Source organism: Lachnospiraceae bacterium JLR.KK008, from assembly GCA_037015955.1.
Taxonomy (GTDB): domain Bacteria; phylum Bacillota; class Clostridia; order Lachnospirales; family Lachnospiraceae; genus VSOB01.
Map to the genome: position 1 here is coordinate 2,223,934 of CP143548.1, position 13,046 is coordinate 2,236,979.

At 50.7% G+C, this 13,046-nt stretch carries 11 protein-coding genes; all 11 read right to left on the reverse strand.

Annotation, left to right across the window (positions count from 1 at the left end; genetic code table 11):
* Positions 1–10: 10 nt before the first annotated feature.
* Positions 11–1,222: a cell division protein FtsZ gene (ftsZ, locus tag V1224_11165; GenBank protein WWR15042.1), complete on the reverse strand. Its 1,212-nt coding sequence runs from the start codon at positions 1,220–1,222 to the stop codon at positions 11–13.
* Positions 1,223–1,322: 100 nt separating this feature from the next.
* A complete protein-coding gene (locus tag V1224_11170; protein ID WWR15043.1) occupies positions 1,323–2,045 on the reverse strand; it encodes an FtsQ-type POTRA domain-containing protein in 723 nt (240 codons plus the stop codon).
* On the reverse strand, positions 2,042–3,286 hold the full coding sequence (gene murA, locus V1224_11175) for a UDP-N-acetylglucosamine 1-carboxyvinyltransferase (protein ID WWR15044.1): 1,245 nt from the start codon (positions 3,284–3,286) through the stop codon (positions 2,042–2,044). The genes V1224_11170 and murA overlap by 4 nt, the downstream gene beginning before the upstream one ends.
* Positions 3,287–3,364: 78 nt before the next feature.
* Positions 3,365–4,531 carry a putative peptidoglycan glycosyltransferase FtsW gene (locus V1224_11180; protein WWR15045.1) on the reverse strand — a complete coding sequence of 389 codons (1,167 nt, stop codon included), beginning with the start codon at positions 4,529–4,531 and terminating at the stop codon, positions 3,365–3,367.
* Positions 4,528–5,889, reverse strand: a complete 1,362-nt coding sequence (gene murD, locus V1224_11185; protein WWR15046.1) for a UDP-N-acetylmuramoyl-L-alanine--D-glutamate ligase — start codon at positions 5,887–5,889, stop codon at positions 4,528–4,530. The genes V1224_11180 and murD overlap by 4 nt, the downstream gene beginning before the upstream one ends.
* Before the next feature lie 32 nt (positions 5,890–5,921).
* On the reverse strand, positions 5,922–6,884 hold the full coding sequence (mraY, locus tag V1224_11190) for a phospho-N-acetylmuramoyl-pentapeptide-transferase (GenBank protein ID WWR15047.1): 963 nt from the start codon (positions 6,882–6,884) through the stop codon (positions 5,922–5,924).
* Between the two features lie 42 nt (positions 6,885–6,926).
* On the reverse strand, positions 6,927–8,696 hold the full coding sequence (locus V1224_11195; protein ID WWR15048.1) for a penicillin-binding transpeptidase domain-containing protein: 1,770 nt from the start codon (positions 8,694–8,696) through the stop codon (positions 6,927–6,929).
* Positions 8,697–8,772: 76 nt separating this feature from the next.
* Entirely contained in the window at positions 8,773–10,989 is a 2,217-nt protein-coding gene (locus V1224_11200) for a penicillin-binding transpeptidase domain-containing protein (GenBank protein WWR15049.1), read from the reverse strand.
* Between the two features lie 16 nt (positions 10,990–11,005).
* On the reverse strand, positions 11,006–11,512 hold the full coding sequence (locus V1224_11205; protein ID WWR15050.1) for a cell division protein FtsL: 507 nt from the start codon (positions 11,510–11,512) through the stop codon (positions 11,006–11,008).
* 2 nt (positions 11,513–11,514) lie between these two features.
* Positions 11,515–12,453: a 16S rRNA (cytosine(1402)-N(4))-methyltransferase RsmH gene (rsmH, locus tag V1224_11210; GenBank protein ID WWR15051.1), complete on the reverse strand. Its 939-nt coding sequence runs from the start codon at positions 12,451–12,453 to the stop codon at positions 11,515–11,517.
* A gap of 41 nt (positions 12,454–12,494) precedes the next feature.
* On the reverse strand, positions 12,495–12,926 hold the full coding sequence (gene mraZ, locus V1224_11215) for a division/cell wall cluster transcriptional repressor MraZ (protein ID WWR15052.1): 432 nt from the start codon (positions 12,924–12,926) through the stop codon (positions 12,495–12,497).
* Positions 12,927–13,046: the final 120 nt, after the last annotated feature.

The following is a 13,046-nucleotide window of genomic DNA, read 5'->3' on the forward strand; positions in this document are numbered from 1 at the left end:
TCTTCCTGTTTTACTTCTTCTGCAGAAAGCTGGGAATGCTCAAAGTTTTCTCCTCTACGCTGCTCTTAATATCAGCCGGTCTTTTAATGCCCGAGAGAGGTTGTACATTGACATTTGGCGAAGCAACAGCTGGCGCAGGCGCCTGATGCTGATGCTGGGGCTGAGACTGAATCGGAGCCGCAGCCATATTCTTCGTCGGCATCGTTCTCACAGGTTTTACCTGCTGAGTCTTATATGTCTGGAAATTATTCGGTGTAATCCGAGGCGTCGTATTCGTCTCCAGGCCGGTGGCAATGACTGTGATCGTACAACTGTCGGAGGCCTTCTCATCAAACATGGCACCGAAGATGATATTTACCTCATCACCCGCAAGACTCTGTACATAGTCGGCAGCATCCGCGGCGTCTGCCAGCGTGATGTCCCCCGAAACATTGATGATTACATGGGTAGCACCGGAGATCGTCGTCTCTAACAGAGGGCTTTCCACCGCCATTTTGACAGCGTCCGCCGCTTTGTCATCTCCCTTGCCGGCACCAATGCCGATATGTGCGATCCCTTTGTCTTTCATAACAGTCTGCACATCCGCAAAATCCAGATTGATGATTGCCGGCAGATTGATCAAATCGGTAATCCCCTGCACTGCCTGCTGCAACACTTCGTCCGCCTTTTTCAGCGCATCCGGCATCGTCGTCCGTCTGTCCACAATCTCAAGAAGCTTATCGTTTGGTATCACGATAAGCGTATCTACATTTTCCTTTAACCGTTCGATACCGCCGATGGCATTGATCATGCGCGCCTTCGCCTCAAAACGGAACGGTTTCGTCACAACACCGACTGTCAGTATCCCCATATCTTTGGCAATTTTGGCAACGACAGGAGCAGCGCCCGTACCGGTCCCGCCTCCCATGCCGCAAGTTACAAATACCATATCTGCGCCTTTGATGGCGCTGGTGATCTCTTCTATATTCTCCTCTGCCGCTTTCTCTCCAATCTCCGGTTTCGCTCCGGCGCCCAGTCCTTTTGTCAGTTTCTCACCAATCTGCAACAGTTTGGGAGCCTTACATAGCTGCAACGCCTGCTTGTCCGTATTGATCCCGATAAACTCAACACCGTCAATATTTTCATCAATCATTCTATTTACAGCATTATTACCTGCACCACCAACACCGACTACGATGATCTTAGCTGCAGATTCAGCGTCGTTCGTCTTAATTTCTAACAAAGGTGTATCCTCCTTTTATGGCCCCTGATAAACTCCATATATTCCATGATATTATTTTTCACATAATTTATCAACTGTTTTTTTACTTTTTTTTGCGCCTCTACTGCGTGTCCAGCTCAAAAGTAATGTTGCGCATTTCCTCCGAATAGTTGTCCATTCGCAAAAGTCCCTTCTTCCCAGCCAGTTCCGGTAAGATCGCCTGTAGTTTCATGATCTTTTCCCCAATATTTTCATTGGAGCCAAGACTGACCCTGGCCTCCCCAAAATAAAGGGTCTTATGCATCGATTTACTGAACTGTATCTTATCGGCCTGTATCTCATACTTGTTGAGCAACTGGGTAATATCCAGAATATCGGCAAAAATATCAGGATTGTCAACCGGCAGTTTTTCGTGCATCACCACATAGCCAAAGTGAAGTCCCGTCACCTGTGGAATACCGGCAGTTTTTTTGTCAGACGCCTCCACAATAATTCCGTCCTTGTCAAAATACATATACCGGTCAAGATATTGAATATATCCCGCCAGCGCCTTCTCATATACGGTGATTCTGATCGTATCCGGAGAGAGGATGTCCACATCCATCGTCTGTACAAAGGGGATGTCGTCCACCCCCTTGTTCTTATATTTCAGTGCAAGGTACAGCGAGTTGTCTCCCAGCTTTCCGGTCATGACCATATCCATGATCTCTTCATTACTATAATGTACATTCCCTTCCACATATACGGTCGTCACTTTATAATACCGCAGCAGCGCGGACGCTGCCACCCCCAGTATCAAAAGCGCCCCGCATATACATAAGAGCACCACTGTTCTTCTCTTCATATCCTGCCTCCAAGACTGCGGATATCCTGCTCCAGCGTCTCGTATCCCCTGTCTATGAAATGTCGTCCCGTAATATACGTATCTCCTTTTGCCGCCAGCGCCGCCATGCAAAGCGCCGCCCCTCCGCGAAGTTCCTCGGCTGCCACCCGTGCTCCATGGAGCTCTTTCACGCCTCTGATCCGCACGCAGGAGGCGTCAATCCCCATACATGCGCCCATCTGCCGCAGGCCCGCAACGGCACGGAAACGGTTTTCAAAGATCGTCTCCTCGACAACACTCTCGCCATCTGCCAGCGCCAGCGCCGCCAACAGCTGACTTTGCAGATCCGTCGGATAGCCCGGATACACTTCTGTCTTCAGATAAGGTACCGGCAGCGGCCTTTCCGGCGCCCGCAGCCGGATCTCTCTCTTGCCACAGTCGAGGACACCGCCCATCTGCCGGATGACCGACAGCACCGCCTCAAGCTGTCCCGCATCCGCCTCCGTCAGACTGATCTCACCGCCCGCAGCCATACAGCCAAACAGATACGTACCGGCCACAATTCTGTCACAGGGAATGCAGTATCTGCACGAATGCAGTCTCCTTACGCCCCGGATGCGAATCCGCCTTCCCGCTTCCTCCCGGTGGATCTGTGCACCGGCGCAGACAAGAAATTCGCATAGCGCCCCAATCTCCGGTTCCCTGGCCGCATTGTGGATCACGGTCTCTCCCTCGGCGAGAACAGCCGCCAGAATGCTGTTCTCTGTAGCTCCCACGCTCGGAAACGCGAGTGTAATCTCATTGCCCCATAATTTCTCCGCCCATGCGGTCAGACTGTTACCCGCTTCCTCAAACAGGACTCCCAGACGGGAAAACGCCTGCAGATGGATGTCAATGGGACGCTTGCCGATTACACAGCCGCCCGGATAGCTGATGCTGACCCGCCCTTTTCTTCCGAGAATGGCACCCATCATTACTGCGGAAGAGCGCATCTGCGTCACATACTGCTGCGGCAGACTACTGCCTGCCACGCTGCTGGCATCGACTGTAATCCGGCCGCCTTCCTGCTCCACGTGGCAGCCGACACTCCTTAAAAGCTCCACCATACATAAGACATCCGCGATCCTCGGACAGTTACAGAGTGTCACCTTCCCTTCTACAAGAAGGGTGGCAGCCAGAACAGGCAGCACCGCATTTTTGGACCCCTGTATCCGTACACTCCCGTGAAGCGGATAACCACCGCAAATATGAATAGAATCCACCGATCCACCTTCTCTACCTTTGATGAAAAACGACATATTCTATCATATGAAAAATCCGCATTTATGTATCTTGTACGGCTATACGTCTTTGAAACGAATGGAATGGGACACACTGAGCACCAGTCCGATCTCGACGAGCAAAAACAGGACGGAAGAACCTCCGTAACTGATAAAGGGCAGTGAGATTCCCGTATTGGGAATGGTATTGGTGACGACCGCAATATTCAGAATGACCTGGATCGCGATATGCCCCATAACTCCTACAACAAGCAGCGCCCCGAACAGATCCGGCGCATTGTTGGCAACGATCATAAATCGCCAGATCAGAAGCAGAAAGAGTAAGATGACTGCAATCGCTCCGAATAATCCCAATTCCTCGCAGATAATCGAGAAGATCATATCATTTTGCGCCTCGGGGATAAATCCCAGCTTCTGCATACTCTGTCCCAGCCCTTTTCCGAAAATGCCGCCGGAACCGATGGCATACAACGCCTGCAGCGTCTGAAACCCCTTACCGCTGGCATAAGCCTCCGGATCGAGCCAGGCGAGGATTCGCTCACCGCGGAAATCCAGACTGTCCGATGACGCCATCTGTGTGACGATGTAGACTGCTCCCCCCGCTGCTGCCGCTCCGCTGAGCCCGAGTAAAATAAATTTTTTATAGTCCGGGCTGGAAACAAACAGCATCAGCGCCGCAATCCCGAAAATAATAATGGCGGAACTCAGGTTATCTGTGATCTTCCAGATCATCAGACTGATTGGCACCGGAACAAGAAGCACGATCAGAAACCCCTTTTTGCTGCGGATGCTCTTTCCCATCCTGCATACCATACTGGCCAGAAATAAGATCATACACAATTTTGCAATCTCAGCCGGCTGCAATCGCAGTCCGATACCGAAATCAAGCCATCGTCTCGCCCCCTTTACCTTGACACCGATCGGCGTCAGCACAAGACAGATCAGAACTGCCGAGAGAATATAGCCCGGCACCGCGAATTTCTCCCAGAAATGATAGGGAATATTGGCAGTGATAATCATCGCCGCAATCCCCAGCACCGTGGACAGCGCCTGTTTCTTCAGGTAATATGCCGCATCGCCATAGTCTTTGCTGGCTTCATAAGAACTCGTAGAGTAGATCATCACCATCCCGAAGCCAAGCAGAAACAATACGATAAACAACAGACTGTAATCAAAATACTGATCTGCCTTATTTCTTCTCCTTTCTGTGAATCTATCCAAACTCAATCCTCCAGCTTACTTACTAATTCTTTAAATCTCTCACCCCTGATTTCATAATTGGGGAACATCCCCCAACTGGCACAAGCCGGGGAAAGCAGTACGGCATCGCCGTCATCCGCTTTTTCGGCGCAGACAGCCACTGCCTCTTCCAGACTGTCCACCATGATGATGTTCTCAAAGCCATGTGCTCTCGCACATTCTGCAATCTTATCCCTTGTCTGTCCAAGGAGGACAAACCATTTGACCTTACCGTCAAAAGCCTCTATCCATTCATCGTAATCGCTTCCTTTATCATAACCACCGCCGATGAGGATCGTAGGCCGGTTCATCGCCCGGATTCCCCGGATGGCCGCATCCGGATTCGTCCCCTTGGAATCATTATAATAATCAACGCCTTTTTTCGTCGCCACATACTCGATCCTGTGCTCCACCGCACGGAATTCTCTGACCGTCTCCCGAATGCTCTCCAGCGGTACCCCCATGCTGTGAGCCAGCGCCACAGCAGCCATCACATTTTCCACATTATGAACGCCGAGCAGCTTCATCTCATGAATATTCAACACTTTTACCGGCTCGTCTCCATCGGCAAGATAAATATCATCTCCTTCCAGATAGATTCCCTGCTCCAGCCGGCGCTCAGAAGAAAAATAAAAAGGCTGTGCTCCTGTCCGCTCTCCGAACGCCCGTGTGTACGTATCCTCATAATTCAGAATGCACCGGCTGTCTTTATTCTGATTTTGGGCGATTGACTCTTTGACTTCCACATAGTTTGCCATCGTATGATGCCGGTTCAGGTGATCCGGCGTGATATTGAGAATCGCAGAGACATCCGGCCGGAACGTATAAATCGTCTCGAGCTGGAAGCTGCTGATCTCCGCCACCGTCACCGAAGTGTCCGTCGTATGATCCGCCTCCAGCGTATAAGGATTGCCGATATTGCCGACAACGAAAACTTCTCCCATATAGTCCCGCATAATCTGTCCGGTCAGCGCAGTCGTCGTCGTCTTTCCGTTCGTACCGGTAATGGCGATCAGCTTCCCTCTTGCCTGACAATACGCCAGCTCGATCTCTCCCCATACCGGGACTTTCCTCTCTCTGAACGCCCCGATAAACGGCGTATCCGTGGGCACGCCCGGACTGACAACGACAAGCTGCGCCCTTTTTTCCACTTCTTCCGGCAGTACGCCCGTATAAATCTGCGCATTCACATACGCCGGCAGTTTGTCTTTGATCTCATCCACTGTCAGCCTGTCATTTCCGTCAAAGAGAATGACACGGGCTCCCGCCTTGTAAAGAAGCTGCGCCGCAGCGACACCGCTGATTCCCGAACCGATGACAAGCACATTTTTCTCTTTTAAATCCATACCAATCTCTCCTTCGTGCCTTTTTAAAGTCTCTATAACGCCAGCAGTCCGATCAGGCAAAGGATTGCCGTCCCGACGGAAAATACTGCCACCACACGTGTCTCCGACCATCCGCACAATTCAAAATGATGATGGATCGGCGCCATTTTAAAAATACGTTTTCCGCCGGAGAGCTTAAAATAGCCGACCTGTAAAATTACGGACACCACTTCCAGCAGATAAATGAAACCTACGATCACGATAAATAAGGGCATCTGCATCAGATAAGCACAGGCGGCCACAAATCCGCCGAGGGCGAGAGAACCTGTATCGCCCATAAACACCCTTGCCGGATAAACATTAAAGAGCAGAAAACCGAGCAGAGAACCGACGACCGCACAGGTTACAGGCTCGATGCCGCTTCCCGTACCGATAGCGACCACGGTGAAAAAAGTGGCGACCATGATTGTCACGCTGCTGGCCAGTCCATCCAGTCCGTCAGTAAAATTGGTCCCGTTTACGGTACCGATCACGATAAAAAACAGGATCGGTATGTTCAGAAAGCCAAAGTCGATCGTCATTTCCGGCCGGAAAGGAACTTTCATGGCCAGACTCACATCCGTATAATGTGTCAGATAATAAGCAAAAACTGCCGTCACAACGATCTGTCCGCTCATCTTTTGCAGCGGCGTCAGACCGAGCGAACGTTTGAGCACGACTTTGATATAGTCATCGAGAAAGCCGATCAGTCCAAAGCCAAGTGTCAGAAAGAGAATCGGTATGATCTTCGGATAACTTTTTACATAAGGCAGAGCAGCAAGCATTGCACTTCCCACGATCAGGATACCGCCCATCGTCGGCGTTCCGGATTTTTTCAAATGAGACTTTGGCCCCTCATCTCTCTCCGTCTGTCCCACATGCAGTCTTTTCAAAAACGGGATCACGAGGGGACCTGCCAAAACGCTGATGGCAAAAGCTATGATGACCGGTGTGACCACTGTACTGTATCTTATCATTTCTCTGTTCCTTTCCTGACCGTTTGCTGTAGCCTGTATTTTTTAATGATCCGCAGCAGCGGATGATGTCCGATTGTAATCTGTCTCCTCCAGATAAGGAAGAATGTTTTCAAAAAGCTGTCTCACGACAGGGGCCGCAATCTGTCCGCCATAATAGGTTCCCTGCGGGTTGTTGATGATCGCGATCGCCATCACCTGCGGATTATCCGCCGGTGCAAATCCGAGAAACGAGGAGATATATCTTCCGCTCCCCCTCGGCAATGTCTGGCTTGTCGCCGTCTTGCCGCCGACCCGGTATCCTTCCACGATCGCATTCTTGCCACCGCCTTCGGCCACGACCTGTTCCAGCAGCATTTTCATGATCTCCGATGTCTCATCGCTGACGACCCCTTCCCGGACCGGATAGGAAAAATTCCTGACGGTCCTGCCCTCTCCATCTACGGCGCGGATTCCGAAATGAGGGGTCACCCGCCGACCTCCGTTGACAAAAGAAGCTGCCGTCGTCATCAACTGGATTGGCGTAATCTGAAACGACTGACCGAAAGAGATCGTCGCCAGCTCCACCATGCCGATATTTTCCTTTTTGTGCATGATCGTCGATGCCTCACCGGGAAGATCAATCCCCGTCTTTTCCAGGAGACCGAATTTTTCAAAGTATTCATAATATCTGTCGCTGCCAAGGCGCATACCGACTGTCACAAACACCGGATTGCAGGAATTCATCGTCGCATGGATGAAATCCTGACTGCCATGCCCGCCCCTCTTGTGGCAGCGAATCCTTCTGTCCTCCACAACGATAAAGCCGGGACAGTTGAACGTATCTGTCGTATGCACGACGCCGGCCTCCAGTCCTGCTGCCGCAGTCACTGTCTTAAATGTGGAACCCGGTTCGTACGTGTCATTGATGCAGCCATTGCGCCACATCCGGTTCAGCGCATCCTGTTTCTCTTTCTCCGTCATTCCTGCGCTCACATCTGTCCCCATCGGCGAGGCGGGAAGGGTAAACGGCTCATTCAGATCAAACTCCGGCACATTGACCATCGCCAGGATCTCTCCGTTTTGTGGATTCATCACAACGATGGAAACGCTGTCCGCTTCTTTTGTTTCCATGGCCTGACAGGCGAGCTGTGTGGCATATTTCTGAATATTCATATCCATCGAGATAATCAGATCATTGCCGTCGACCGGTTCGATCCGGTTCTCCCCCGCCTCATCCACTTCAATGCCCCGGGCGTCGGTGACTGTCAGAATCGTGCCGGCCTCGCCCTCGAGCACGGAATCATAAGTCACTTCCAGACCGATGATCCCCTGATTGTCCCCTCCGGTAAAGCCCAGCACTTTGGACGCCAGCTCTCCGTAAGGGTAATATCTTTTATAATCTTCATCCACTTTGACACCGGCCAGATTATATTCTCTGATCCGGTCTCCGACCTCTTTCTCCACATTGCTCTTGATCCGCTCAATGGCGGACACTTTTTCGACCCGGCCCCGGACGTAATCTTCATCCAGAGAGAGTTCCTGACAGAGCATGCTGATGATCTTTTCTTTGTCTTCTATCTGACTGTGAATGACGGAAATGGTGCATACGGTCTTATTATCCGCAAGCACCACACCGTTTCTGTCCACGATCCGTCCCCTCGCTGCCTTGATGCTCCGTTCCCGCTCATGCAACGCTCTCGCCTGTTCCCCATAGTAACCGGAACAATTTATCATCAGATAGGACAGTCGAAAACTCAGTCCGAAAAAACAGACGAAAAAGATCAGAAAGGCGACAAATATCTTTTTCCGATGAAACGTCTTATTTTTCTCCATGCAGACCCCTGACAAAGGAATTACTACAAATTTATTATGTTTCCTTACAGGTTATGACTGCATAAAGCCTTCATTGTCAATCCATAAAGGAAGCGCCGTTCATTGCCTGCCCTGTGGCAGGGTCAATGAGGACACCGGTCTCCGGCTCGATCAGATACCCGGTCTCCGGATCTGTCTCATAACTTGCGATCCGCTCCCGCCACTGTCGTTCTTCCTCAGACATCTCTTCCCCGCCGCCTTCTCCGGCAGCTCCTTCCTCTCCCTCGCCGCCGGTCACCTCCACCGACTCGGGGTCTTGTCCCTCATTTTCTCCCTGAGTTTCTCCGTCCTCTTCGCCTTCCGGCTCCTCCGTCCCGACTCCCGGAATTCTTACGGCAAGGCCGCTCTCTGACATCTCCTGTGTCTCATCCTCCGACAGCTCTTCTGTCATAAAATAGTTCAGATAAGGAAGTACTTCTGTCAGAATATTCCTCACGATACCGGTAGCAAACTTGGCATCGTCCTGTCTCTCCGTATTTGGTCTGTCCACAACCACATAGATCGCAATCTGTGGATCATCCGCCGGCGCATAGCCCATAAAAGAGACCACATAGTTGGTCTTATCACGGGGCACCATCTCCCCTGTTCCCGTCTTACCGCCGATGGCATAACCGGCAGGCCTTGCCGTCTTGCCGGTTCCGTCGGTGACGACGCCGTTGCAGTAGTCCACGATCTTTTCCGAGGTGCTTGCGGACACGGTCTGCTTCAAAAGCCTCGGTTCGATATTTTTGATCGTCGTGCCGTCCGCACTGACGATCTTGCTCACCATATGAGGCTCATAATAATAACCGCCGTTGATCAGGGAACTGAACGCCGTGATCATCTGGATCATCGTCACGTTAAATCCCTGACCGAAGGTGGAGGTGGCGAGTTCGGCCTCACCCATCGTCTCGGACGTATAGACAAGTCCTGCCGTCCGCGCCTCCCCCGCCAGATCGATGTTCGTGCGCAGGCCGAAGTTATATAATTCCTGAAACGTCAGAAAGTTGTCTTTGCCGATGGCATCCCCCATCTGCATCAGCGCCACGTTGCAGGATACCTCAATCGCCCGTTTCACCGTCACCGTATTGTCTCCGAGCCGGTTATGGCAATGGATCTCATGCCCGCCCTTCCAGAGAGAACCGCCGCAGAAATATTCTTCATTTCCCGTCAGTCTTCCGCATTCCAGTCCCGTTGCCGCCGTAAACGGCTTGGCAACCGACCCCGGCTCGTAAGTGCTCGTAATGCAGTAATTTTTCCAGAGTGCGTTCAGATTCGCATACAGCGTATCGTCATCCATCGCATCGATCATCTGCTGTGTGATGACCTCACCCGACTCCTTTCCCTCCGTATCCAGCAGTACCGAGCCGATCAGCGGCTGTGGATTGTAAATATCATTCAAATCATAATTCGGATAGCTTGCCATCGCCAGAATCTCTCCGGTGTTGACATTCATCATAATACAGCCGACATTGTAGGCACCGTTGCCGTCGCGCGCCGCGTTTTGATTGTCATCGTTAAATTTCTTCAGATATTTTTCGACAATGCTCTGAATATTGGCATCGATCGTCGTCACGATCGTATTGCCGTCGATCGCCGCCTTTGTCGTCCGCTCCAATGTGGCATCGTCATTAAGATACCCATATTCCCGGCCGTTAATTCCATTCAACGTATCATTATAATACTCTTCCAGTCCATAAGTTCCCTTATTGTCCTTACCGGTAAAACCGATAATGTCGCTGGCCAGACTGCCGCCCGGATATTTTCTCTCATACTCTTCCTCAAACCAGATGCCTTTGATGTTCGGATTGTTCTCCGTGTCATTTTGCAGTTCCACAAACGGATTGATCTCGTCATAGGATAGTTTCTTTGCCAGCACATAATATTTGGAATTCGGATTGGCGGCGATGTACGCCCGGATCGCCGAGGTATCCAGATCAAAACACTGTCCCAGCGCCTGCAGCGTTGCTTCTATATATTCCTCTTTATCATCCACCAAGTCGGCATCCAGTATGACATTGTATACTTTCTCGCTGACAGCCAGCTTCGTACCCTTACAGTCAACTATATCTCCTCTTTTAAACGGGATCGCCCGGCTGTCGTATCTCTGCTGGGATAGCACCTGTCGTTTATACTGCTCCCCGTTGTCTCTGTTGATCAGTATCAATCTGACACTTAACCCTACAAAAGCTGACAGTACAAGCAAAAACAGTACCACCAGCTTCTTTTGCATCTTCGTTGTAAACTTTACATTGTTCGGTCTTGCTCTCTCCACATATACACCTGCTATCTCAATCCGGAATATCCGCTATCTGTCGCACATAATCACTTCCCTCAGAAGCATATTCCACAACCTGTCCTTCTCCTGCATAGGTCATTCCCAGCTCTTCGATGGCAATCCGCTTGATCTCCTCCAGATCCACACTGCTCTCGATCCTGCTGTACTCTTCATCGTTGGATAATTTCAGTTCGTTCAATTCGCTCTCCAGAGCAGCGATGTGGTTAATGCTGTTGGTAATATCCGACTGCAGTCTGATGTAATTCATCAATATGATGCCTGAAACGATCAGCGCGGCCGCCAGAAAAAACACATAAGCCGGATTCATAAACATCGCCTTTTCCCTGTTCTTTCTCGCTGCGTGACTGTTTCGTGTCCTTTTCGGCTTTTGACGGATCGCTTCTCTTACATCAAGCTGTTTTGCCGTATTGCCATATATATAAACATGATTCCGGTTTCTATCCACTCGTGTACTCGTTTTGCGGTTCGTATCAGACCTTCCCTGATTTCTCACGGTCATCTTTACTCCCTCTTTTCAAATACTCTGAGTTTCGCACTCTTTGCTCTCTGATTCTCCTTTGTCTCCTCACTCCCGGGTAATACCGGTTTTCTCGTGATCACGGTCCCTCTTGACCTGCGCCCGCATACACAGACCGGAAACTCCGGTGGACAGACACAGGGATTTTCATAAGTCCGGAATGCCGATTTGACGATCCGATCTTCCAGAGAATGAAAGGTGATGATACACAGCCTTCCCCCCGGCTGCAACAGATCGACCATCATATCCAGAGAGTCTTTCAACACATCAAGCTCTCTGTTACAGGCAATACGGATCGCCTGAAATGTCTTCTTTGACGGATGTCCCCCTGCTGTCCTCATTTTCGCCGGGATCGCCGCCCTGATAATTTCATTCAGCCGTCCGGTCGTCTCGATTGGTTCTCTCTCTCTCTCCTGTACAATGTGTTTTGCTATATTCTGCGCAAATTTATCTTCGCCATACTCTCTGATGATACGGGATAGTTCTGACAGAGAATACGAGTTGACGATCTCTCTCGCTGTGAGCGTCTGCCTCGTATCCATCCGCATATCCAGTCTGGTATCATACTTATAGGAAAAGCCCCGTTCCAACGTATCAAGCTGATAAGAAGAAACACCAAGGTCCAGCAAAATACCGTCCACCTGACAGATACCGATTTCCTGCAATACCTGTCCCATTTCTCTGTAATTGCTCCTGACGATGGTCACCTTGTCCCCAAACGGGGCAAGCCGTTCCCCTGCCGCCTTCACCGCCGCATCGTCCTGATCGATACCGATCAGACTGCCTTTGGAGGAAAGCCTCTCCGCAATATGATAGCTGTGTCCGCCGCCGCCCAGCGTGCCATCCACATAAGTTCCGTCCGGATTGATATGTAAATATTCTATTACTTCTTCCAGCAATACCGACTTATGTCTGAACTCCATCCGTTACCCTCTGCCCGCTGTGCTGCCGCCAGTCTGAGCTGCTATATGCTCAGACCCAGATCTGCCATATGCTCTGCGATCGTATCCATATCTTCAAAAGAAGCCGCATCTTCCCATCTCTCCCGGCTCCAGATCTCGATCCTGCTTCCCACGCCAATCAGCACAACCTCTTTTGACAGCGCGGCAAACTCTCTGAGAGAACCCGGAAGCAATATTCTTCCCTGCTTGTCCACTTCCACCGCTGCGGCTCCTGCGAGAAAGAAACGGACAAAGACTCTTGCATCTTTATTGGTGATCGGCAGTGATTTCAGCTTTTGTTCGAATGCAGTCCACTCATGATTGTCGTACACAAACAGGCACCCGTCCAAACCCTTCGTCACAACGAACTCATCGCCCAATGTCTCACGGAATTTGGAAGGTACGATCAGTCTGCCCTTTGCGTCGATCGTGTGGTTGTATTCTCCCATAAACATATTGTTCACCTGCCAAAAGCGGTCTGCCACGGAAAATGGACCCCATTTCGAGCCACTTTAATCCACTTTCCACCACCGTAGGTACATTTTATCTTAGTTTTACCCATCTGGCAAGAGGAA

What these genes read in the sequence shown, in the direction of transcription:
- mraZ (WWR15052.1), bottom strand. Translation starts at nt 12,926, where the DNA reads ATGTTTATGGGAGAATACAACCACACGATCGACGCAAAGGGCAGACTG.
- V1224_11170 (WWR15043.1), bottom strand. Translation starts at nt 2,045, where the DNA reads ATGAAGAGAAGAACAGTGGTGCTCTTATGTATATGCGGGGCGCTTTTG.
- V1224_11195 (WWR15048.1), bottom strand. Translation starts at nt 8,696, where the DNA reads ATGGAGAAAAATAAGACGTTTCATCGGAAAAAGATATTTGTCGCCTTT.
- mraY (WWR15047.1), bottom strand. Translation starts at nt 6,884, where the DNA reads ATGATAAGATACAGTACAGTGGTCACACCGGTCATCATAGCTTTTGCC.
- rsmH (WWR15051.1), bottom strand. Translation starts at nt 12,453, where the DNA reads ATGGAGTTCAGACATAAGTCGGTATTGCTGGAAGAAGTAATAGAATAT.
- murD (WWR15046.1), bottom strand. Translation starts at nt 5,889, where the DNA reads ATGGATTTAAAAGAGAAAAATGTGCTTGTCATCGGTTCGGGAATCAGC.
- V1224_11205 (WWR15050.1), bottom strand. Translation starts at nt 11,512, where the DNA reads ATGACCGTGAGAAATCAGGGAAGGTCTGATACGAACCGCAAAACGAGT.